The 21,964-nt window shown below is 43.5% G+C and carries 23 protein-coding genes; 12 read left to right on the top strand and 11 right to left on the bottom strand.

Annotated elements, in window-relative coordinates; all coding sequences use genetic code 11:
- Position 1: 1 nt before the first annotated feature.
- From ACX6CI_RS22975 to ACX6CI_RS22960, 4 genes are all read left to right on the top strand, one after another.
- The gene (locus tag ACX6CI_RS22975) at positions 2 to 826 is read left to right on the top strand and encodes an alpha/beta fold hydrolase (protein WP_458775987.1); all 825 of its coding nucleotides are present in this window, start codon (positions 2 to 4) and stop codon (positions 824 to 826) included.
- A 687-nt stretch (positions 827 to 1,513) separates the two neighbouring features.
- Positions 1,514 to 3,088 (top strand): DUF1254 domain-containing protein, encoded by a 1,575-nt coding sequence (locus tag ACX6CI_RS22970; RefSeq protein ID WP_458775986.1) that lies wholly within the window; start codon positions 1,514 to 1,516, stop codon positions 3,086 to 3,088.
- A gap of 30 nt (positions 3,089 to 3,118) precedes the next feature.
- Positions 3,119 to 4,174 (top strand): DUF1214 domain-containing protein, encoded by a 1,056-nt coding sequence (locus tag ACX6CI_RS22965; protein WP_458775985.1) that lies wholly within the window; start codon positions 3,119 to 3,121, stop codon positions 4,172 to 4,174.
- Between the two features lie 140 nt (positions 4,175 to 4,314).
- Positions 4,315 to 5,130, top strand: coding sequence for a transporter (locus ACX6CI_RS22960; protein ID WP_458775984.1), 816 nt, complete (start codon positions 4,315 to 4,317; stop codon positions 5,128 to 5,130).
- Here ACX6CI_RS22960 and ACX6CI_RS22955 read toward each other — a convergent pair.
- The 9 genes from ACX6CI_RS22955 to groES all read right to left on the bottom strand — a co-directional run bounded on the left by ACX6CI_RS22955 (position 5,030) and on the right by groES (position 11,904).
- The gene (locus ACX6CI_RS22955) at positions 5,030 to 5,563 is read right to left on the bottom strand and encodes a site-specific integrase (protein ID WP_458775983.1); all 534 of its coding nucleotides are present in this window, start codon (positions 5,561 to 5,563) and stop codon (positions 5,030 to 5,032) included. The two genes, ACX6CI_RS22960 and ACX6CI_RS22955, sit on opposite strands and share 101 nt — an antisense overlap.
- 268 nt (positions 5,564 to 5,831) lie before the next feature.
- Complete coding sequence (locus ACX6CI_RS22950) at positions 5,832 to 6,311, bottom strand: hypothetical protein (protein WP_458775982.1); 480 nt, start codon at positions 6,309 to 6,311, stop codon at positions 5,832 to 5,834.
- Between the two features lie 52 nt (positions 6,312 to 6,363).
- Positions 6,364 to 6,747, bottom strand: coding sequence for a hypothetical protein (locus tag ACX6CI_RS22945; RefSeq protein ID WP_458775981.1), 384 nt, complete (start codon positions 6,745 to 6,747; stop codon positions 6,364 to 6,366).
- Between the two features lie 41 nt (positions 6,748 to 6,788).
- Positions 6,789 to 7,754, bottom strand: coding sequence for a DnaJ C-terminal domain-containing protein (locus ACX6CI_RS22940; protein ID WP_458775980.1), 966 nt, complete (start codon positions 7,752 to 7,754; stop codon positions 6,789 to 6,791).
- Between the two features lie 39 nt (positions 7,755 to 7,793).
- Complete coding sequence (locus ACX6CI_RS22935) at positions 7,794 to 8,273, bottom strand: nucleotide exchange factor GrpE (protein WP_458775979.1); 480 nt, start codon at positions 8,271 to 8,273, stop codon at positions 7,794 to 7,796.
- Positions 8,274 to 8,438: 165 nt separating this feature from the next.
- Entirely contained in the window at positions 8,439 to 9,509 is a 1,071-nt protein-coding gene (locus ACX6CI_RS22930) for an Mrp/NBP35 family ATP-binding protein (protein ID WP_458775978.1), read from the bottom strand.
- Positions 9,499 to 9,765: a hypothetical protein gene (locus tag ACX6CI_RS22925; RefSeq protein ID WP_458775977.1), complete on the bottom strand. Its 267-nt coding sequence runs from the start codon at positions 9,763 to 9,765 to the stop codon at positions 9,499 to 9,501. Before ACX6CI_RS22925 ends, ACX6CI_RS22930 begins: the two co-directional genes overlap by 11 nt.
- 138 nt (positions 9,766 to 9,903) lie before the next feature.
- Positions 9,904 to 11,547: a chaperonin GroEL gene (gene groL / locus ACX6CI_RS22920; RefSeq protein WP_458775976.1), complete on the bottom strand. Its 1,644-nt coding sequence runs from the start codon at positions 11,545 to 11,547 to the stop codon at positions 9,904 to 9,906.
- Between the two features lie 66 nt (positions 11,548 to 11,613).
- Positions 11,614 to 11,904: a co-chaperone GroES gene (gene groES, locus ACX6CI_RS22915; protein ID WP_458775975.1), complete on the bottom strand. Its 291-nt coding sequence runs from the start codon at positions 11,902 to 11,904 to the stop codon at positions 11,614 to 11,616.
- Between the two features lie 210 nt (positions 11,905 to 12,114).
- Here groES and ACX6CI_RS22910 point away from each other — a divergent pair, with 210 nt between their 5' ends.
- From ACX6CI_RS22910 to ACX6CI_RS22880, 7 genes are all read left to right on the top strand, one after another.
- Complete coding sequence (locus ACX6CI_RS22910) at positions 12,115 to 12,699, top strand: hypothetical protein (RefSeq protein ID WP_458775974.1); 585 nt, start codon at positions 12,115 to 12,117, stop codon at positions 12,697 to 12,699.
- A gap of 38 nt (positions 12,700 to 12,737) precedes the next feature.
- Positions 12,738 to 13,544 (top strand): isoaspartyl peptidase/L-asparaginase, encoded by an 807-nt coding sequence (locus tag ACX6CI_RS22905; RefSeq protein ID WP_458775973.1) that lies wholly within the window; start codon positions 12,738 to 12,740, stop codon positions 13,542 to 13,544.
- A 2-nt stretch (positions 13,545 to 13,546) separates the two neighbouring features.
- Complete coding sequence (locus ACX6CI_RS22900; protein ID WP_458775972.1) at positions 13,547 to 14,386, top strand: cyanophycinase; 840 nt, start codon at positions 13,547 to 13,549, stop codon at positions 14,384 to 14,386.
- A complete protein-coding gene (cphA, locus tag ACX6CI_RS22895) occupies positions 14,387 to 16,999 on the top strand; it encodes a cyanophycin synthetase (RefSeq protein WP_458775971.1) in 2,613 nt (870 codons plus the stop codon).
- Positions 17,000 to 17,134: 135 nt separating this feature from the next.
- On the top strand, positions 17,135 to 17,314 hold the full coding sequence (locus tag ACX6CI_RS22890; RefSeq protein ID WP_458775970.1) for a hypothetical protein: 180 nt from the start codon (positions 17,135 to 17,137) through the stop codon (positions 17,312 to 17,314).
- Between the two features lie 223 nt (positions 17,315 to 17,537).
- Positions 17,538 to 17,882, top strand: a complete 345-nt coding sequence (locus ACX6CI_RS22885) for a hypothetical protein (RefSeq protein ID WP_458775969.1) — start codon at positions 17,538 to 17,540, stop codon at positions 17,880 to 17,882.
- Positions 17,883 to 17,909: 27 nt separating this feature from the next.
- A complete protein-coding gene (locus ACX6CI_RS22880) occupies positions 17,910 to 18,506 on the top strand; it encodes a DUF2179 domain-containing protein (protein ID WP_458775968.1) in 597 nt (198 codons plus the stop codon).
- Between the two features lie 233 nt (positions 18,507 to 18,739).
- Here ACX6CI_RS22880 and ACX6CI_RS22875 read toward each other — a convergent pair whose 3' ends face one another.
- Together ACX6CI_RS22875 and ACX6CI_RS22870 are read right to left on the bottom strand one after the other, a co-directional pair.
- Complete coding sequence (locus tag ACX6CI_RS22875; RefSeq protein WP_458775967.1) at positions 18,740 to 19,591, bottom strand: mechanosensitive ion channel family protein; 852 nt, start codon at positions 19,589 to 19,591, stop codon at positions 18,740 to 18,742.
- Positions 19,592 to 20,412: 821 nt separating this feature from the next.
- Positions 20,413 to 20,754: a hypothetical protein gene (locus tag ACX6CI_RS22870; RefSeq protein WP_458775966.1), complete on the bottom strand. Its 342-nt coding sequence runs from the start codon at positions 20,752 to 20,754 to the stop codon at positions 20,413 to 20,415.
- A gap of 457 nt (positions 20,755 to 21,211) precedes the next feature.
- Between ACX6CI_RS22870 and ACX6CI_RS22865 the strand changes: the two genes are divergently transcribed.
- A complete protein-coding gene (locus ACX6CI_RS22865) occupies positions 21,212 to 21,961 on the top strand; it encodes a 4'-phosphopantetheinyl transferase family protein (RefSeq protein ID WP_458775965.1) in 750 nt (249 codons plus the stop codon).
- Positions 21,962 to 21,964 lie beyond the last annotated feature (3 nt).

The raw sequence follows: 21,964 nt of genomic DNA, 5'->3' as shown, positions 1-21,964 counted from the left end.
TATGGCCCGAGCTCAAATCAATGACTGCTCAATAGCCTACTCTGTGGCTGGCAAAGGCATACCAGTAGTTTTTGTTGGTGGACTCGGTATGCCAAAGGAAGGGTGGCACTTTCAGATACAATACTTTAAAAACCACTTCAAAACTGTGGTTTTTGATAATCGAGGTGCGGGTGAATCTGATTCTACTGTTGGCCCCTACTCTATATCGCAAATGAAGCAGGACTTACTCAGTTTGATAGATCACCTTAATCTGGATGCAATACACCTTGTGGGCACTTCCATGGGGGGATTTATCTGTCTCCAGTTTGCGCTTCAACATCCAGAAAGACTCCTGTCTTTGACTATTTGTAACTCCTCTGCATTTATCCCTAAAAAAACCCGCGCTCTTTTGCGATCATGGCAAGAAATAGAGACACAGGAAGTCCCTATAGAGATACAGGTTGAAGAGCAGATGCACTGGGTCTTCCCTAAAACATTTTTCACACAAAAGAACCAACATGAGATGATTAAACATCAGTTGATCCAAAGTGCGGAGAAAAAATGTCAACAAAGCTATAACGCTCAGGTGGAGGCGTGCATGGGGTTTGATATTTCAACCCGTCTCAATGAGATTGTCCCCCCTCTTTTTGTCGCTTCGAGCAATGACGACCTTATTTGCCCACACAAATATTCTGAGGCTATACATAAGGCAATCCAACATTCAAAGTACCAGTTATACAAAAACGGAGGCCACTGTATTCACATCTCTCTAGCCGACCAACTCAATCGAGATATTCATCAATTTATTAATGAACAAAGGCTGCCGTCAGTTTTAGGGCAAATCTAGAATTAAATTTATGAGACGGATTTTGATACACTTTTCGGAATCTGCTTACCATCGAACTTCAGCCAGCTTTAAAAATCATTTTGGTATCGGTGAAAATATTCGTCCTTCAACACTCTCATGGATTATGATCAGGTTTCAGATTCCGGTTTTACTGTTAGGATTTTGAGGCAGCTGAATCATCGAGATAGGAATAGTATAAATTTGCAAATTTGCTTAACATTGCCAATACAAGCTACAACCACTCCGGTTGCCTGTTTCCCTGAAGTCTCGGTAGACATCCTCATGCTGGGTAGCATTTTACTCATTTGTTGCTACCAGTGCCACCATGTATCATTTTCGAATTATTATATAAGCCCCCCTATTGCCTAACACATTATCTTTTGGTAAATAGCTAAATTAAAGTCACAAGATTTCTGCATAATCGTTTTCTATTACCATGCCCATGGGTCGAACAGCGGCATCCATATCATCATCGACAGCGAGCAGTCAGTTGACTTGTTGAAAGCTCTCTGCTTAAGGCGGAAAAGTTTTAGCCGGGTGAAGTAATCAGGGGGTAAGCCCCATTTAAACTATAAAGATTCATGCTCGAAGGCATAGCCGAAGATGTTAACGAATACTCAAAACGTTTATAGACTTGCCGGTATTAAAGTGTGCCTCAACTTTTTGATTTTTATGAAAGGATAACCAATGACGAATAGACATTCTATGCTGTTTTGCGGGGGATTATTTCTGGCAGTGCTTATGATGCTATCTATGTTGGAATTGGCAGGCTGTAAAAGTGGAGAGGCCGCTGCATCAGGGCAGGCTGGCAAGGCTCTAAAGATGAAGATGACGACGGATATCCCGGCATCTATTATGATACCTGACAAAGTCGATACAAGGCTGGGTACTCTTGAGTTCTTTGACGGATTCCCTTCGGATGAGACTGCTCAAAAAATGCATGCCTATCTCTATTTCCACAGGGCGGTCGATGTATTTCTAGATGAAATGAGTGCTGCATCCATTTACGCAGTTCGTGAAGGCTTCAGGAGTCTGGGAGTCCATGAATGTAACCAGATGGCCCTCTTTGAAACCCTTATGGATTCCAAAGCACTGTGGCTTACAGCAAATACGGAAACAGTATATGCCTCAAATTTTTTAGATTTAAAAAAAGACGGACCGATAGTGATAGAATCTCCACCCAATGTTCTTGGTATTTTAGACGACATGTGGATGCGTTATGTTGGCGATATCGGGAATGCAGGCCCAGATAAAGGTCAGGGAGGCAAGTTTCTGATCCTTCCTCCTGAATACAAAGACAATGTTCCTGAAGGTTACCATGTGTTTAGATCCAAAACATACGGGGTGTGGTTTATAATCAGGGGATTCCTGGTCAATGGAGATCCCGCACCGGCAGTGGAAAGTTTCAAGACAGGACTCCGGATCTATCCTCTTAAAAAAGCTGATAATCCTCCGCCAATGGATTTTAAAAATGGTTCGGGTGTGCCCCACAATACCATTCACGCAAATAATCATGAATTTTATGAAGAGCTTAATGCTGTTGTGCAGGAGGAGCATGAAGACGCTATAGATGTTGATAGAAAAGGCAGACTCGCCCTGCTAGGGATTGTAAAAGGTCATTACTTCAAACCGGATGACCGTATGAAATCAATCATGGATGAAGCGGCCTTTACAGGCGCCGCCATAGCCAGAACCATATCCTGGGCTTCCAATGACCCATCGGTCACTTTTTATGAAGATGATCCCACCTGGTTCAGCGCCTTTGCCATTGGAAATCATGAGTTTATGGCTAAAGAGGGGTGGCTCCATCGGGATGCACGCACAATGTTCATGTACAATGCCATAGGCATCACCCCGGCCATGGCAGTAGCCATGCCCGGTATCGGCTCTCAATATGCAGCCGCAGCAAAAGATTCGGAAGGCAACTGGCTTGATGGAAGCAAAACCTACAAGTTGACGCTGCCCCCCAATGTTCCTGCCAAGGATTTCTGGTCCGTGGTGCTTTATGATTCGCAAACCCGTTCCATGCTGCAGACCGATCAGCAGTTTCCGAGCCTTAACAGCCAGAGCGCAGAAGTAAAAATAAATGCAGACGGTTCAACAGATATTTATTTTGGCCCCGAAGCTCCGGAAGGTCAAGAGAACAATTGGGCACAGACGGTTCCAGGTAAAGGCTTCTGGCTTATTCTTAGACTGTATGGTCCTTTGGATCCATGGTTCGATAAAACCTGGCGGCCGGGTAAGATTGAAATGGTTAAGTAGATTTTCGACATACATTAAGGAGTGGTGAACATGAATTTTAAAAAAGGTAATTTATTTAGTGTCGGACTTTTGCTTTTAGCCATTGTATCAGCACCTGTCTATGCCGTCGAAAAAAAGTCAGGTGCATCTGAAAAAGTACCTGTCACCCTGGACAAGTTTGCCACTGCTGAAACGCACTTTATGATGCAACTTGGCATCGAGTCCCAGAATAGTTTTGGCAAATGGTTTCATGATCGTGGATTTACGCCCATCGACAAACAGAATGTGGTACGGATGAACCGGGACACCTTATACTCCTCAGTGGTGCTTGATCTCACAGAATCCGCCACTATTATCAAGCCCGATACACAGGGCCGCTACCAATCGCTCCTTGTAGTAAATGAGGGACACTTTGCCACACTGGTAGCCTACAAACCAGGAAAGTACACGCTGACAGAGGAAAAGATGGGGAGCCGGTATGTTGCAGTCATTGTGCGAACGCTTGCTGACGCGGAGGACCAAGATGATCTGGACGAGGCTCACAAGGCTCAGGACGGGCTGAAATTATTCCAAAAGTCCAGAGGCAAGTTCGAGGTTCCTAATTGGGATCGTGAAGCACTTAAAGAAATGCGTGAGGCATTAAAAATATTGGGTAAATATCTGCCGATTCGGGACACTGCCTATGGCGGCAACATCGAAGAAGTCGATCCGGTTGCACATATTGTCGGTACTGCCGATACATGGGGCGGTTGGAAGCCTGAGAACGCGGTTTACAGGTCCTATGTCCCTCAAAAAAATGATGGCAAAACACCTTATATACTGACGCTCAAGAACGTGCCTGCGGCAAAAGACGCTTTCTGGTCCATCAGCGTTTACAACGCTGATGGGTTCTTTCAGGATAACGAGCACAATAAATATGTCATCAACAGCCGTAAAGCGAAAGCTGATAAAGACGGTTCAGTAACGATACACTTTGGAGGTGATTCGTCAAAAGATAATTTTCTTCCGATTATGCCCGGATGGAACTATATGCTGCGAATATACCTACCCCAGAAATCGTATTTTGACGGTACATGGACAGCACCGGAGGCAAAGCCTGCAAAATAAACAACAGCAACAACACTTCAGTGGGGCGTCCTTGAGGAACCCAGGGTGAAACGGGATCTTCAACCAATAAACTGAGTTGAAGTGGAGAGTTGAATAGCAGTGTTTTGAAGCCTGGGGGAAACCCAGAAGGGAGGAAGAAGATGAAAACCTGTGTGGCAGTTTTAACAACTTTTGGACTGGTATATTTGTTGGGGTTCGTTTCTCTTGCGAAATCTTCCCAAGGCGAAGATGCCGACCTCGCCCAGGACCTGGCAAACCCAATTGCTGACCTTATCACACTGCCAGTTCAAATGAATTATGATTCAAATATTGGTCCTAGTGATGAGGGGACCAAAATACAGACCAATATCCAGCCTGTCATACCTTTCGGGCTTAATGAAGAATGGAACATTATCACTCGAACGATTATGCCAGTTATCTACCAGGAGGACATTGTACCCGACGCAGGTTCGCAGTTCGGGCTTGGGGACACGAGCTTGACCATGTTCTTTTCCCCGAAAAAGTCGAATCCTGGTGGGATTATGTGGGGAATCGGTCCGATACTGCTTGCGCCCACAGCAACCGAGCCGCAACTTGGTGGGGAGAAATGGGGCGCTGGGCCAAGCGGAATCGTGTTGAAAGAGATTGGAAGCTGGACGGTTGGAGCATTGGCCAATCATGTCTGGTCTTTTGCAGGAGATAGCGATCGCTTGGATATCAATAACAGCTTTATTCAACCCTTTGCGGCCTATACCTGGCCAACAGCCTGGACGGTATCTCTACAATCTGAAACTACCTATAACTGGGAAAGTGAATCATGGTCGGTGCCTATCAACTTTGCAGTTTCCAAACTTGTATGGATGGGTAAGCTACCGGTCAGTTTGCAGGCTGGAGTCGGTTATTGGCTGGAGAGTCCGGATAGCGGCTCTGAAGGGTATCGCTTTCGCCTCCAGGCAAACTTCGTTCTGCCAAGGTAGATTGGGCCGGGTGACCCTTTCCTACGAGGTGATTAAGAAAAGCATAGATCGTGCTCAAGTGACAACTTACCGATGAAGCTTTTAACCCCCGATCCTGCTCATATTCTACAAAAGCACTGATACCACGAATCGTCAATGTCAATATTGAACGCCCATGTGTATCAAGAAAATATAAAAAGTGTAGGATCGCATCACTGCTATTATCGATAGTCCGTAAGGAAAGATTCTTGATGTATTTTTCTCGCAAGTGCTCTACAGCAAGATTATCTCCAGGTAGATTGCTCGTTTTAATGCGGTTGATCCAGCGATCCAGTGTGCGCCGTTTATCAGATAGCACAGTGGTGGCTGGTATTCCCCGAGTGGGGTAAATTTGTGGAGTTGAGTGATATTCCCGGTTTGGTACGTCTTTGCGTATACCTACGGCTTCGGTCATTTTGTCCTCCTTTTTCTTTTGATGAAAAAACAGGATGTTAATGACCAAATTATAACATATTTATTCGGCTATATTTTGTTACGTAGATCCAATAATAGCTTCAACCATTACGACTACGTGTGTCCCTGCAGATCCACAGTGGCAGTAACATTAAGATATTGTTGATGATATACATCTTCGAGGTGGCTATGTTAACCAATTCCTCACTGGTTCAATTAGTGGATTTTTTGCTTTAAATAAAGCAAATACCCCCCTGAATTGATTTGCGCTATTCGCTCTTTTTCACATCTAAGAAAAGATGGGAAAAATCAACTGGCTCTTCAATATCTTCGTTGTCCGGCACGTACACCTCTCTCTTTTTCCGCTCAATTTTCTCGCACTCTTCCTTAAAGCGACGTTTAAAAAGACGCTCGGGAAATCCAGGATCAGCGAGATAACCGAAGATGTTTTTGCGAGCACGGTTGAGTATTTCGGCAACCAAGCCCTCCTTTTCCTTCACTGATATAAAATTCCGTTCATTGACCTGGGTAAGCCTAACATCCGATCCTAAGGCGGCACGAATCTCTATAATCAATTCCGGCTCTCCACTCACCAGACTCCAAAAGCTTTCAGAGACCGAGACTACGGCATCGTAGCGCACTGAAACCTGCCAGCGATCACCGGCCACCCTTCGGGAGTCATCATAAAACCTTACCACAACGCCGTTTTCCAGTTGCTCATCTTCCAGGTATTTCACTTCAGCTTCCATGTTGTATTACCACCTCATCGTTTTGCGCGGTTCAGCAGTCGATGTAAAGATATTATCCTTCTGACAGCCGCTTGATTTGCCGACGAAGAGCAAATATTTCAGCTTCATATTGCCGATCTTTGGTGAGCATCTGTTTTTTCTGCTCTTTCAATTGCTGTCTCAGGGCCATCATTCTTTGCCGATATCGAAGTAAAAAATCCACAGCATCAAGAGAAAACCCCATATCTTCATGTAAATGCCGAATGAGTTTGAGTTTTTGCACTTCAGCAAAACATAATCCCTTTTTGCCATGAATCATCTTATGACATGAAATCAATTCTTCACACTCACAAAGGCGGATAAATTGCCTGGAAACCTTTGCGAGGGTGGCCGCTGTTGTGTAATCGAAATGGACATCCGGGGTATCGGAATAAATTACAACCTGATATTTATTCATATTGTCTCTCAACTATAGATTCAGCAATATGCCTTTGTCGGTTAATGTATACCCTGCCATTGTTTGACCAAATCCTTTTCCTTTTCGGTCAATTTTTGAGGTAGAACTGTTTCCACTGTAACGTATAAATCTCCAAACTCACTGGACTTTTTGAGCTGTGGCATACCCAGACCCTTAAGCCTAAAAACCCTACCATTGCTCGTCTCTGGAGGAATATCTAGTTTTACAGTCCGATTGATACCTGAAACGGATAACTTGCCTCCAAGCAGCATTGTGAAAAGATCTACCTGCACAGTAGTGGCCAGATCGTTATTGTCGCGACGTAAACGATCATCAGGTAACACTGTGATATTAAGAAACAGATCCCCTGATGGACCACCACTGATTCCTGTCCCTCCCTGTCCTTTTAGTCTAACGCGTGAACCGGTTTTCACCCCAGGTGGAATTTTGGCATCAACCTTACGACCGTCTTCCCACTCCAGAGATCGTTTCGTGCCGTGAAATGCCTCATGGAGTGTCACCTGGACGGAATGCTCCATATCCTGCCCTTGCCTTGATCTTGGTTGTTGGTAGAACCGCTGCCCACCCATGCCAGCGCCCCCTTGCTGGCTTGCATTTCCGCCAAACAGGTTATCAAAAAAGGGAGAACTTCCACCTTTAGTACCAAACAATTCCTCAAAATCCTCAGGATTGACTGTACGATAGGTATCACTCTGATGACTATCAGATTGTTTTTGATTCCAATTAAAATCCTCGTGGTTACCTCCTGACTGCTGGTGATTTTTCCATTGAGAACCGAATTGATCATACTCTTTTCTCTTTTGAGGGTCGGACAAAACCTCATGAGCCTCATTTATATCAAAGAATTGTTGTTTCGAGGATTCAGAATCAGATGTAACATCAGGATGATGTTTTCGTGCAAGCTTACGATATGCTTTCTTGATTTCCTTTGCATCAGCACCTCGGTCTAAACCCAAAATGGCGTAGTAATCTTTATATTCCATCATTCGCCTTATCTGTTCGATTTTTTACCAGTGCAAAAAAGCCTACTTCCCGGATACCACTAAAACCCTTGCGGAGCGCAACAATTCGTTGCGATACAGATAGCCCTTTTGTTCGACTCTTGCCACTGTATTTGCCGGTATTTCAGGATGTTGTATCATTCCGATAGCCTCTTGCAGAGTTGGGTCAAAAGGCTTGCCCCAGGCATCAATTTCCTGCACATCATACTTCGTTAAAAATTTATTGATTAAGTTGCGGATCAATTCGACTCCATCTAAAATGTTTTTGCAGTCTTCCTGGTGCGTAAGATGCATCAGGGCCATATCTATACCATCAGCAATTGGTAGCACGTCCCTAAGAAGTTCTTTTTTTTGTTGATCAACTTCCTGAGCAGAACTACGAATTAATCTCTTTTGGGTATTCTCCAGATCTGCCAACATATATAAATATTTTTTCTTCCAAACGGCAGCCTCATCCATGTCTTGGCTATTGTCCTGATTTATTTCTGTAAACTCGTCTACCATGAGCATTCTCTCCTCGGTTAACTGCTGGCATCAAATTCAAACAGTACATAAGAACTCACTGGAGCCATTGTCCAGGATTCCTTCGGTAATGATTTTTATTGCTGATTCTCTTTTACCCCTACGAGAGGAAACACCCAGCACCTCTTTACAGAAGCTTGTTAAATTCTAGACAAGACATACGGTTGTTTCTTTTCCGGGGACTGATTGCTTTTCTTTCCTGCCTATACTTTCTGTGATCCTAACCGCAAGGCCCTCGAATATTTTCTTAGTAACAATATCTCCTTCCAAGAGCATTAAAGGTGTACCTGCATCTGCTGCACTGCAGATTTCTTTTGACAGAGGAATCGAACAAAGTGTTTCAATATCTGTTAACGGGTCATCAGCGGAGCCCGGTTTCGCTTTTGAGAAGTAATGATTGTGATGACCACAACTACTACAAACCCCATAACTCATGTTTTCGACAATGCCGATAATCGGAATTTCACACTCCTGGAACATACTTACGGCTCTTCGCACATCATCCAGAGCTATATTTTGTGGAGTTGTGACTAAAAGAACACCGTCACATTTTATTTTATGAGCAAGCGTGAGAGGGATATCGCCCGTTCCAGGGGGTAAGTCTATGACCAGATAGTCAAGAGATCCCCAGAATGTTTTTTGAATAAACTGCAATACAGTCCCACTGGTAAGGTTTCCTCGCCAGGTAAGGGCTTTCCCTTTGTCCACAAGATAACCAATAGACATGGTTTTAATACCATGACGTTCTATTGGTAAAAGATATTCAGATGTAAGAACTTCTGGTTTTTCAGTTACTCCAAGCATTGTTGGGAAGGACGGACCATAAATATCACCGTCCATAAGACCCGTTTTGAATCCAAGTTTACTAATAGCTACTGCAAGGTTGACTGCAGTGTTTGATTTACCAACCCCACCTTTACCTGAACCAACCAAGAGAATATGTTTAACGCCACTCACTCCTTCGGTTGCAACATTAACTTTGCCAAGGTTTACTATAACTTTATCAAAACCTATATCTGCCAGGGCCTTTTCTACTTGTTGTATAAATATCCTCTTCTTATCAGAATCGTCAGATATCAAATTAACATCAATGATAACACGATCGTCTTTCATTTCTATGTTCTTCAGTAAATTAAGTGAGTTGATAGACCACTTTAATGTTGGTTCAACAAGGGAATCAAAAACTGCATTTATGGCTTGAGCCTCTTTATTGGTCATGTTCTCTCTTCTCTTGATTAAGGATATCGTGTAAGAAATTATGATTACTATCAGCGGATTCTGCCCACTGGCTAATCAATGTAGAAAGAATTTCATGGAGTCCTGGGTACGTCAAAAGAAGTCTGTTTGAAGCGGTCACCGCATCAGAATCGGTATCAATATAGACCAGTCCTTCTTGGGCTGCATATTCTAAGCTAGTCCAGACCGAGGGTCTTTTAATTTTGATATAATCAATAAATCCTTGTGACTTAGTCATGTTCTGTTCCTATGATATCTTACAACAACCTCAAACCCTCAAGGATAATTCAGTTCCCTTGAGGGGATGACAACAAGCCGTTTTGTTACATAGATTGGAACTCATCAGCTCATTCAAGTTTTTCGGGGGATTGCATGGTTACATCATTCCACCCATTCCACCCATGCCGCCCATTCCTCCTGGCATGCTGCCTCCATCATTTTTATCATCAGGAAGATCCGCAATGATGCACTCTGTTGTCAGAAGCATGCCCGACACAGAGGCCGCGTTTTGTAATGCTGTGCGTGTTACTTTTGCCGGATCAATAACACCTGCTGCAATAAGATCTTCGTACTCTTCTGTTGCAGCATTGAAACCATAAGCTCCTTCAAGAGTTTTAACCTTCTCGACAACAACAGATCCTTCACGGCCTGCGTTGTTTGCGATCTGTCGAATTGGCTCTTCAAGGGCTCGTACAAGGATGTTTTTACCAAGTGCCTGTTCACCTTTTAGTTCAAGAGCAGCAAGCGCACCCAGGCAGCGAATGTAGGCGACTCCACCACCAGGAACAACACCTTCTTCTACCGCTGCGCGAGTTGCGTTCAGGGCATCTTCGACACGAGCCTTCTTCTCTTTCATTTCAATCTCAGTAGCGGCACCAACATTGATAACAGCAACACCACCGATTAATTTTGCCAATCGTTCCTGGAGCTTCTCACGATCATAATCGGATGTGGTATCTTCGATCTGGGTACGGATCTGTTTCACACGGGTTGCAAGCTTATCTTTGTCACCGTTACCATCAACGATGGTTGTGGTATCTTTGTCGATCACAATGCGCTTTGCACTACCAAGATCGTCGACAGTAATGTTCTCAAGTTTGATTCCGAGATCTTCGGTAATCACCTGTCCACCAGTTAGGGTGGCAATATCTGCAAGCATCGCCTTTCTGCGATCACCAAAGCCAGGAGCTTTAACGGCTGCAACGTTCAGAGTACCACGCAGCTTATTAACAACGAGGGTCGCAAGGGCTTCGCCATCAATATCCTCAGCAATAATGAAAAGGCTTTTACCCATCTTGACAACTGACTCAAGGATTGGCAGCAGATCCTTCATGTTCGATAATTTTTTCTCGATGAGCAGCAGATAAGGATCATCCATTCTCACTTCCATACGATCCGGATCAGTAACGAAGTAAGGAGAGAGGTATCCGCGGTCGAACTGCATACCTTCAACCACATCAAGGGTGGTCTCCATTGACTTAGCTTCCTCAACGGTGATCACACCTTCTTTTCCAACCTTATCCATGGCTTCGGCAATGATGTTACCAATGGTCTCATCACTATTAGCGGAGATGGTTCCAACTTGAGCAATTTCCTTCTGCTCTTTGGTCGGGGTAGCAATTTCCTTAAGCTTACTCACGACTACTCCTACAGCCTTATCGATTCCCCGCTTGAGTTCCATCGGGTTGGCGCCGGCAGCAACAAGTTTAACGCCTTCAGTATAGATAGCCTGGGCAAGAATGGTTGCCGTGGTAGTACCGTCACCGGCAACATCAGAGGTTTTAGAAGCAACCTCTTTCACCATTTGGGCTCCCATGTTCTCAATCTTGTTCTTTACCTCGATCTCTTTGGCAACGGTGACACCATCCTTAGTGATGGTCGGGGCACCATAAGATTTTTCAATCAGGACGTTACGGCCTTTTGGGCCAAGGGTTACTTTTACTGCGTCTGCAAGAATGTTAACTCCGGCAAGAATCGCCTCGCGGCCTTTCGAACCATATCTGATATCTTTTCCAGCCATTCTAGTTTTCTCCTGTATCTTTTAAAACAATTTATTGTGGGTTGAAATAATGGTTACAACAGCTTGTTATCCCTCGATTACTCCAAGAACATCATCTTCGCGCATGATTAGATAATCCTCTCCATCAATCCTTACATCGGTTCCACCGTATTTAGAAAAGAGTACGGCATCACCTTTTTTTACCTGTAGAGCGACGCGCTCTCCTGAGTCGTTCAGTTTGCCAGGGCCAACCTCGACTATTTTACCCTCTGCAGGTTTTTCTTTAGCGTTATCAGGAATAATAATGCCACCAGCTGTTTTCTCCTCTTCTTCAACCCTCTTAACGAGAATGCGATCATGTAATGGGCGGACCTTCATTGTTTTCTCCAATGATTTGATATTAAAAAGCTAGCACAACCGCTGCTCTCTTTGGAACAATTACTGCAGCGCTAATCCAGATGATAGTTACTTTTTATCATACGTCAATTTATATTCATTTTATCAAATATTATTAAATATTACTTTTTTTACATACGGAGCTGTGATAACATACCTTTAACATTAATACGAACTTGCAAAAGGACAGCAATGACAGAGAGAGAGATCGAAAAAGAGATAATTTTGCAAGTTGATGCAGATGAGCTCAAAAAAAGGCAATCGGTGAGAACAACATTCAAGCTGCCGGAGCAAACCATCAACCTACTTAAATTATCTGCAAAACACTTAGGTATTAAACAGAAGACACTACTTGATCAGTTGATTGAAGACGAGACGGTTCTCGACATATTGGCTAAAGAGGCCCAGACGCACTGTCGCAATGATGATGACTGTCGACCTAAAACATTTGTCCTCAGTAGGAAGGCCTTAGATCTCATCGATATTATGTTGGATCGATATGATATAGCACGTGACATTCTTGTAGAGTTATCAATCACTAGACTTGCTCCGTACATTGAGTCTTTGTCCGAAACTCATGATCAACGACGATCGCTACTGAAAGAAATGGATAAATACAAAGGGCTTTTAGAAGATTTATCAAGCAAGGCCAAAGCGACATTTAAAGAGGAGGATCCATTTCAGATGAAACTTGCGAAACTAACCCAAACAACACAAAAAAGTGTTGGTGAACTCAGGAGATTAGTCAAGGACAAGGACGATTTTTTTTACACTTAACATCCAGTGTATAGCAGAGTTTTGAAGAGGAGATGCCTGTGTTTCAACGTGCAATTATTACCCATGGAGGTGCTGGATCTGCTCCTCAAAATTTCGATGGCCCGCAAACGGCAGCAAAAATTGGGATGCAGTTGCTGGAAAAAGGAAGATCATCCTTAGAGGCAGTTGTCCATGCTGTGAGATTTTTAGAAGATGACCCTCGATTTAATGCTGGGATTGGCTCTCAGCTACGAGCTGATGGCCGGACTATTCAGATGGATGCATCATGTATGCTCAGTACTGGTGAATTTGGGGCAGTAGCCTGTGTAGAAGAAATTCAAAATCCCATTGAACTCGCACAGGGGGTATTACTCCATTCTCCTCACATCCTCCTCGTAGGTGACGGAGCTCGGTGTTTTGCAAAAGTTCACAACATACCAATTGTCTCTTTAACTAAAGCAGGAGTTAGAACGGCACATTGTAACGATACATTGCCTGCCTGCGATACAGTCGGTGCTGTGGCTTATGATGGTAATCTTTTTGCCGCTGCCTTGAGTTCAGGAGGGTTGCAGGGAGCAGCCCTCGGACGTGTTGGTGACGTACCTCTGCCAGGTTGCGGACTTTTCTGCGGACCAGCCGGAGCCGTAGCATGCACAGGAGATGGGGAGTTCATCGCCCTCAAAATTCTGGCCAAAGAAGTTTATGGTTGGCTCGAAGAAAAAATGAATCCAAATGAAGCTGCAGAAAAAGCAATGACACTTTTTGACGACTCTGTAGATCTTGGACTTATCATTTTAACCCTTAACGAATTTGCGTCTTTGGCTCGTAATGGAATGGCCTGGTCTCATCTTTTGGAGCATCACTAATTATGGCATTAAACCCAAAATTTCTCGGTCGTCTTATTGCGATTGGTGGAAATGAAGACAAGGTTAATGATTTACTTGTACTCAAACGTGTTGTTCAGGAAGTTTGCAAAAAAAACTACAAAGTAGCTGTAATCACCACGGCAAGTGAAGAACCAGATCTACGCGGCAAAGAATACCACGGGGTCTTTAGTACTCTTGGGGCTTCTTCAGTCAATATATTAGATATTACCACCAGAGAACAGGCAAACGATAGCCTTCTTGCCCAATCCATTGAAGAGATGGATCTGGTTTTTGTGGCCGGTGGCGATCAACTCCGCCTAACGTCTGTATTGGGCGGAACGGAAGTGCTAGTGGCTATCCAAAATCGACTTAAAGCTGGGGCTCTTATTGCCGGAACAAGTGCCGGAGCTGCCGTCTTTTCAGATACCATGATTTATGAAGGGAAAAGTGAAGAAGGGCTCATTAAAGGCAAAGTTCTTACTACTGCTGGTTTTGGTTTTGTAGAAAAAATTATCTTTGATACGCATTTTGTCGCGCGTGGCCGAATTGGGCGTCTAGTACAGATTGTCACCACGAATCCAACCTGTATTGGAGTAGGGATAGGAGAAGATTCGGGTGTCATTCTCAAAGGAGATGGAACAATCGAGACCATAGGGACTGGCCAGGTAATTATCGTTGATGGGGGTGATATCGGTCATTCTAACATAATCGACATCGAACCAGGCGAACCCATTGCAGTGGAAAATATTCGCATACACTCCTTAGTAAATGGCTATGGATACGATTTTAAAAGCAAACGCTTTTTGCAACCGAAATCACAGACAAAAACCAAGGAGTCTTAAGTGATAGAAATAAAAGAATTAAGAGCTCTTCGCGGCCCCAATAGATATACTCGGCACTCAGCCATTTTCATGGTGTTGGATATTAAGGAATATGAACAACGACCATCCTCCAAGATAGAGGGATTTGCTGATCGACTCGTTGGTCTTATTCCCAGCTTCCAGGAGCACGGGTGTTCTATTGGCTCCCCCGGCGGCTTTATCCAGAGACTCGAACGGGGAACCTGGGCAGGCCACATCATTGAGCATATTGCCATTGAGCTACAATGTCTCGCTGGAATGGAAGTTGGTTATGGCAAATCCTTTGACACTGACCAGCCGGGGATATACATCATCGTCTTTCGGTATCGCATTGAGTCTGCTGGCCTAAAGGCCGCACAAGAAGCTGTGCTGCTCTTCGAAGCTGTCGCTGAAGGGAAAAGCGTCGAGGTCGAGAAGATTGTTTCTGAGCTCAAGGTGTTACGCGAAGAAGATATGTTAGGACCAACGACCTGGAGTATTGTCAAAGAGGCACAGTCGAGGGACATCCCTTTTATCCGGCTGAACGAAGACAGCTATATTCAATTGGGATATGGTGCGAGTCAAAAAAGGATACAAGCCTCAATAACAAGCCAGACTTCGGCTATTGCTGTTGAGGTTGCCGATGAAAAGACCCAGGTAAAGAGGCTTCTGGAAAAATCTGGCATTCCTGTTCCATATGGCCAGGTAGTTTTGACAGAAGAAGATGCTGTTGCAGCATATAAAGACCTTGGTGTCGCGGCTGTAGTTAAGCCTGATGTGGGAAATCATGGCAATGGCGGTACAATTGACATTACCGATATAGATCAGTTAATACGTGCTTTTAAGGTTGCTAAAGCTTACCACTCCAATGTCATAGTTGAAGAATACGTCAAGGGCTCCGACTTTAGGCTCCTGGTTATAAACGGTGAGTTTGTGGCGGCAGCAAAGCGGGAACCTGCTCATGTTGTTGGAGATGGAAAATCGTCCATTGCAACACTCATTAAAGAGGTGAATAGAGACCCACGCCGCGGGTTTGGTCATGAAAAGGTTCTTACTCAAATCGAAATCGATGATATGACGGAAAGGCTCCTGTGGCAGGGAGGGCTTTCAGTACAATCGGTCCCTCTAAAAGGAGAGACTATTTATTTAAAAACCACCGCCAATATCAGCCAAGGAGGTACTGCAACCGATGTTACAGATGAAGTACACCCTGATATTCGTCTTATGGCTGAACGAACGGCTCGGATCATTGGTCTCGATGTTGTTGGCGTGGACGCCTTAGCACAGGATATCTCGCTCCCCTTAGATCAATCAGGCTTAAAAGTGGTTGAGGTGAATGCAGCACCAGGGTTTCGGATGCATCTGGAACCGACACATGGTCTTCCTCGAAATGTCGCAAAGCCCCTTATCGATATGCTTTTCCCTGTGGACTATGAACCTGTTCCAGTTTTGGCTATAACCGGTACCAATGGCAAAACAACAACCTGTAAACTCATCAGCCACACCTTGAAGTATTCTGGGAAAAAGGTTGGTCTGGCCTGCACTACAGGCGTTCTCATTGATGGCATTCCTATTGTGAATGGCGATTTCAGCGGCCCTGAGGGCGCAGGAATTGTACTCAGAGAACCTACTGTGGACCATATTGTTCTGGAGGTAGCTCGGGGAGGCATTGCCCGAAGAGGCCTTGGGGTCGAAAAAGTTGATGTGGGAGTTTTATTAAATATCGGGAGTGACCATCTGGGAACAGATTGGATCGAGACCCAGGAGGAGTTGAGTCTCGTCAAGTCTACGGTAATTGAAGCTGTAAAGGCTACTGGTACTTCAGTTTTAAACGCTGACGATAGTGTCACCATGGATGTTTTAGATCGTGCTTGCGGAAATATTATTTTATTTTCTCTCAAACCTGACAATAAAATAATTATAGAGCATGTACGCGCCGGAGGAACTGCTGTTACCGTGGACAAACGAGATGTTATCATAAGAAACAGCGAATTGGATATTGCAGTTTGTACCCTGGAAGAGATTCCCATTACCTTTGGCGGAATAGTTGACTTTAATGTCTCCAATGCACTGGCAGCAATCGGCGCTCTGTATGGCTTGAGTCTGCCCATTGAACAGATCCGCAATGGAGTTATGACGTTTTATCCTTCCGCAAACCAAAATCCAGGTCGAATGAATTTATTTGACTTTCAGACCTACAAAGTGCTTTTGGATTATGGTCATAATCTCGAATCAGCTCGTGCCCTGGCCAAGTTACTGCCACGAATTTTCCATGGCAGAAAAATTGCTTTATGCCACGGAACAGGGAGTCGGACCAATGAGCAAATCATTGAGTACGGCGAGGCCTTGGCTCTAGTCTACGATTATATCATTCTGACTGATTTTGACCCTCGTCATAGGCCGATGGGCGAAACCTCAGAGCTCATTTATGAGGGGTTGATTAAAGGTGGATTACAAGACGATAAAATTGAAATCATTGCAGAACCTGAAAAAGCGGTGGATTACCTTTTTTCAAAGGTAGAACCCGGTGACTTACTGGTCATTCATCCCGCGGAGCTTGAACCTGTTATGAGTCAGCTCATGGAGCGTTACACACAGATGCTATCACTTGCCTAAAAGTGATGCCGGAGAGAGATTTATAATGGGTCTCTGCCCTGTTTTGATACAAACAATCTAGCTCAGTTTAATGGTGCATCAAGCTAGATTTAAGAAAATAATTTAATACCCCAGATCTCTGGAGAGAGGCAACAAATGCAGAGAAGAACTGTTCATCAATGGAGAGATTGGCTGCTGGAATATATCGGTGAAAACAATTATGAATTGATCCAAAAAGAAACCCTAACTGTTACTACACTTACAGCCAAGGATCCCATGGATGCTGAAAACCAAAGTCAACTGATTATTAAAAACACAAAAGAAGAGAGAGCTTGAGACGGCTATGAAATTATTATCCCGGTAGGCATTAATGTTTATTTTTTCAAGCTTCACATAGACTGGATCTACGAGCTTTCAGTGAGTTATACAAGGTCGCTGTTTATCTCTTGCCGAATTACACCCTCTAGCTCTTAAGAAAGCTAATGTACGCACTCTCATTTTTGATAAACTCGAAAAAAGTACATTCGAAGCTCCAGATGGCTAAGTTATAAAGTTTGATATGCAGGTAAGCGACCTTGGGAGACTCCGAGTCGTTGCGTTTTTAATGGAGGTACGGCAATACATGTGGTATGCCGGGCCTTCATTAAAAACCTACAACGCAGGAGATCGGACTTTTTACGACGCCATCATTTTTGACTTTATGCTACAAGCCTTTGGAGGTGAAAATCAATTACTCCTCCTAACTGGTATTTTCATTGTAAATGTTTTTACAAGTCTTTTCATCTCAAACAGTCCGACAGCAGTGCTTTTCGCACTTGTAAACATCCTTGTTCGTGAGTCAGGAGGTTATAAATTTATTAATTACATAAAAATTGGCATACCATTATTTTTTTCCATGGCTTGATTATCAAAATTTTATAAGAGAAAACCAATGACATTTCCAAACTTTACAGATCTTTTAACAATAGCAGATCCGGCTGTCTTTTTAACAGGGCTAACAATTTTTATTGCACGTATTTTTGATGTTTCTGTCGGTACAGTAAGAACCATTGTGACTGTCCAAGGCCGTACGGTGTTATCATTTTTCCTGGCGGTTTTTGAAGTGACAATATGGATCACAGTTGTCAGCGCAGTGATAAGTCAGGTGAATGATAAGCCTATATTAATAATTTTCTATTCTCTAGGATATGCCACTGGCAACGTAGTTGGAATATTAGTCGAGAAACGGTTGGCTTTTGGCATGATTATTCTGAAAGTTTTCTCACTCAAATGTGGCCCAGAGCTCGCAAAGGCTTTCCGTGAGACAGGTCAGCCTGTAACCGTTTTTACAGGTGAAGGAAGGAATGGCCCGGTCCTGGAGTTATATCTGGCATGCCGTCGGCGAGACCTCAGATGGATGATCCCCAAAGTACATGAGCTGGATCAAGACGCTTTTTACGTAGTAGAACAGGCAAGAGATGTCAGTAAAGTATTAAAACCGGTGATGACCCCTCTGGGCGGATGGCGTCAGAGGCATAACCGTAAATAGAGACGATTCTACGATTTCAGACCTTTACTCAGTTTCTGGCTGGTAGGCATAACTACTGGTAATATTTATCTAGGCTAAATAAAATGGAAAATATCCAACCGCTTACATCATTTATAGTACGACTTATTGAGCAGGATATCGGCGAGGTAATAAAAATTCTTGAAGATACACCAAGAAAAGACAGCTATTTGGTAAAATGAGAATCCGGTCTAGCTAACAGTAGCTGTTACAACTTATGGTGTATTTCCAAAATAGACTTTGGTGTGAGGCCAGGGGATCTCGATACCTTCCTGATCAAAACGATTCTTGATTCGCTTGCGTAGTTCTCCGGTCAGCCCCCACTGTTCTCCAGGTTTTGTAAGGCCACGAATGCAAATGTCAACACCATGATCCTCAAGATCGCTGACTCGCATCGCAGATGGAATCGTTGTTAAGTACCTTCCAAAACTGGGATCATCTTTCAGTTGCTGGCATACCTCATTTATCACTTGATAAACATGGCTGATATCCTCTTTATAAGCCACCGTTACATATAGATTAATCCTCGCCCAGTCTCTGGTCTGATTACTGGCAAACTTCACCTCGCTATGCGGTATTACATGCATCGTGCCATTTATTTCTCGTAATATTGTACATCTAGGACTTACCTCCTCAACTTCACCTTCCATTCCTGCAATGGTAACCCAATCACCAATCCGGTACCAGTCTTCCATAATAATAAAAAAGCCCTGGATATAGTCGCGAATGATGCTCTGAATAGCAAAACCAAGGCCCAGACTAGCAACACAGAGTGTCGCCAGTAAAGGGGTAATATTAAATTTAATAGCACCAAGAACCATCACAAAGACAATGATCCAAATGATAGTCGTGACAATTTTGGTAATGAAATATGCCATTGTTTTGGTGCAGGTGACTAGTTGATCATGTGATTCATCTCGAATCTTTGGGGTACCAGCTATTATTGCCCTTGGAATCATTTTTTTCTGAATAATATTTAAAACAATAGCGATGGCAAGAATGATCATCAGCTTTACCGCAACTGCCAGAACTGTAGTTAGATTAAAAGCGAAATCAAATGAAGACACGAGAGACTCCTTCAGGCGATTAGTTTGAGTTGAATGAGCGTAATATCAGGCGTAGGCGACAGAAGATCCCTCATACTATTTCACCTTGCGGGACTCTCTCATGATCGATCACATACGTGTAGTGGTAAGCATGAATTGGTTTATAGATATAGCGCGTAGCATTTACTTACCCTTTTGGTAAATTTCATACTATTTGATGCCCTTGTCGACACATGTGATTAGTCAGGATATTTTATGCTGAATGAGATGCTTATTGGCCGTCTGTCCTTTGAGAAGAGATCTCATACTTTGCCTTATTCCGGATCACATAATGTCAGCGATTTATCATTGAACTGAACCTTGCCAGAACGAAGTTAATTAATGTTGCTACATGCGAAGAATTAAGGTGCTTGACTGTGCAGGTGAACCTGCCTTCTTCTCTAAAATTGATCTGCAATGGAGCGAGCAATTGCCTAGTAGAGCTTCCAAGGCGAAGGTAAGCAATAAATCGCCTTTCCCTCTAGCTTGACGCCCTTCCTGTATATGTCGAAATCAGCTGAAAGGATCTGGTAAGAAAATTGCACCATTTTAAATGGAATAATACGCCACAAGCTGAAGGAATTTAATCACCTAAAGGTTGTTTGTCGGAACATAGTGCCGAGATACATTATCCCGAACAACTTGCCGTTTTTCACCTGTAGCAGTTAATGATACACAAATGCCCAAAATCTATGTATCCCTGAGCGCAGGACAAACCAACAATACATAGTTTTACAGCGCATTTACAAAACACTGTAGTGTTTTCAGGGACACAAAGATAAGTGCGCCATTATCCTTTCAACCTACCTGGGGTCTTCATAGAAGATATATGAAGTGGAATAATCACTAAATTCAAAATAGACCTTTTTCTCTCCACTATCCACTTCACCATTGAGGTTTGTATCAAGTATTCCGTAGCCGAAACGATAGGCGCGTTCTGATTTTCCACCCGTGGCAGTTGCAGTTGTGAGTTTATCAATTTTCATAAACCGCTTCACCAGTGTGTTTCCTGCATAGACTTCCAGAATACCATCGGTCCCTGTCCAGTTTTGTATGGATCGACCTATTTTATTCTGGGTCTCCTGGGTACAGGAAGATAGAAGTAAAATGAATACAGCAATCACAATTCCCAACCATTTCTTCATTGTTTATCCTTTGTATAATTCATTTTTTTTGCACCCCCATGGAGGGTATCAACCTTATCGGGATTCTCATTTTTCGTGTATTTACTCATCACTTAGTAAGCACTTAATGACAACATTACCAGCCAAAGAAAGTAATGATTAATCAAATTATGCCATTCTTTACACAATCATGACTCGAGAGACATCAACCGATTTTTGATGAATTTTTCCTCGAAGCGATTACCATGATACAATTTCGACAAGTACCCCATTTACTTGGCTCACAAGCGGTCATTACCCATTACAAGATAACAAAGAAATGACGAGACAATTCTCTGATTGAAGGGCAAATGTTCAAGGCAATGCCTTCACTGATGTAAACTGCATTTAAAACACCCAAAATCAGATACACTTCTATCATGTATAGCCCCAGCCCCAAGTGACATGGCTGTTGTACAATAATTTTCCAATTTCACATATGATTCAGCAATTATCCACTAACCAAATAGACGTCTGGCTTCTCCCCATCACCGGCTGGAGCCATGAAGACGTATCATTTGAAGTTATCGATCTGTTACTCACAGAAAACGAGCTGATAAGATACGAACGATTCCGCCCGACCAGCAAAAAGTCAGAGTTTATCGCATCCCGCATACTGCTGCGCCATATACTGAAAAGATATACAGATTGCGACACCAACCAAACTGAAGCAATTCCAGACGAAATGGGTCGCCCCTTCTGGTTTGAAAATAGTTTCCCACTCAATCTCTTCTTCAGCCTCTCCCACACAAAAGAGATGATCTGCTGCGCCATTAGCAAACATAGAGAAATCGGCTGCGATATCGAGTCTCTACAACCAAGAAAATACGAGAAGGATCTAACAGGACGGGTCTTCAGTACAAGGGAGCAGCAATTCTATAAAAACCTCCCGTACCAACTGCGTTCGGAGTTTTTTTACAGATCATGGACCCTCAAAGAAGCCTTTATAAAAGCTGTAGGCCAAGGCCTCAGAGTCCCTCTTCAATCACTATCGTTTACCTACGCTGCTGAAAAGGACGCCACCTTTAAGGTGTCTCCCAAAGATCTGGGTGACAACTGGACAACCACACCCTACACCTTCAAAAGCTGTATCCCTGCTCCCAACTACAGTCTTGGAATAGCAACACCGCTGGAATCACCAGAGATCACTCTGATAACGTCTCAACTCGACGGAGAACTGATCATATAAGAA

It is taken from the genome of Desulforhopalus glucosivorans (assembly GCF_054397165.1).
Note: the sequence above shows the minus strand (reverse complement) of the source record. Positions and strands in the feature narration are given on the sequence as shown.

Coding starts and splice junctions, on each gene's coding strand:
- ACX6CI_RS22880 (WP_458775968.1), top strand. CDS start 17,910: ATGACATTTCCAAACTTTACAGATCTTTTAACAATAGCAGATCCGGCT.
- ACX6CI_RS22900 (WP_458775972.1), top strand. CDS start 13,547: ATGGCATTAAACCCAAAATTTCTCGGTCGTCTTATTGCGATTGGTGGA.
- ACX6CI_RS22890 (WP_458775970.1), top strand. CDS start 17,135: ATGCAGAGAAGAACTGTTCATCAATGGAGAGATTGGCTGCTGGAATAT.
- ACX6CI_RS22940 (WP_458775980.1), bottom strand. CDS start 7,754: ATGATGGAATATAAAGATTACTACGCCATTTTGGGTTTAGACCGAGGT.
- ACX6CI_RS22870 (WP_458775966.1), bottom strand. CDS start 20,754: ATGAAGAAATGGTTGGGAATTGTGATTGCTGTATTCATTTTACTTCTA.
- ACX6CI_RS22970 (WP_458775986.1), top strand. CDS start 1,514: ATGACGAATAGACATTCTATGCTGTTTTGCGGGGGATTATTTCTGGCA.
- ACX6CI_RS22925 (WP_458775977.1), bottom strand. CDS start 9,765: ATGACTAAGTCACAAGGATTTATTGATTATATCAAAATTAAAAGACCC.
- ACX6CI_RS22930 (WP_458775978.1), bottom strand. CDS start 9,509: ATGACCAATAAAGAGGCTCAAGCCATAAATGCAGTTTTTGATTCCCTT.
- ACX6CI_RS22910 (WP_458775974.1), top strand. CDS start 12,115: ATGACAGAGAGAGAGATCGAAAAAGAGATAATTTTGCAAGTTGATGCA.
- ACX6CI_RS22965 (WP_458775985.1), top strand. CDS start 3,119: ATGAATTTTAAAAAAGGTAATTTATTTAGTGTCGGACTTTTGCTTTTA.
- ACX6CI_RS22885 (WP_458775969.1), top strand. CDS start 17,538: ATGCAGGTAAGCGACCTTGGGAGACTCCGAGTCGTTGCGTTTTTAATG.
- groES (WP_458775975.1), bottom strand. CDS start 11,904: ATGAAGGTCCGCCCATTACATGATCGCATTCTCGTTAAGAGGGTTGAA.
- ACX6CI_RS22950 (WP_458775982.1), bottom strand. CDS start 6,311: ATGGAAGCTGAAGTGAAATACCTGGAAGATGAGCAACTGGAAAACGGC.
- groL (WP_458775976.1), bottom strand. CDS start 11,547: ATGGCTGGAAAAGATATCAGATATGGTTCGAAAGGCCGCGAGGCGATT.
- ACX6CI_RS22955 (WP_458775983.1), bottom strand. CDS start 5,563: ATGACCGAAGCCGTAGGTATACGCAAAGACGTACCAAACCGGGAATAT.
- ACX6CI_RS22945 (WP_458775981.1), bottom strand. CDS start 6,747: ATGAATAAATATCAGGTTGTAATTTATTCCGATACCCCGGATGTCCAT.
- ACX6CI_RS22975 (WP_458775987.1), top strand. CDS start 2: ATGGCCCGAGCTCAAATCAATGACTGCTCAATAGCCTACTCTGTGGCT.
- ACX6CI_RS22960 (WP_458775984.1), top strand. CDS start 4,315: ATGAAAACCTGTGTGGCAGTTTTAACAACTTTTGGACTGGTATATTTG.
- ACX6CI_RS22935 (WP_458775979.1), bottom strand. CDS start 8,273: ATGGTAGACGAGTTTACAGAAATAAATCAGGACAATAGCCAAGACATG.
- ACX6CI_RS22865 (WP_458775965.1), top strand. CDS start 21,212: ATGATTCAGCAATTATCCACTAACCAAATAGACGTCTGGCTTCTCCCC.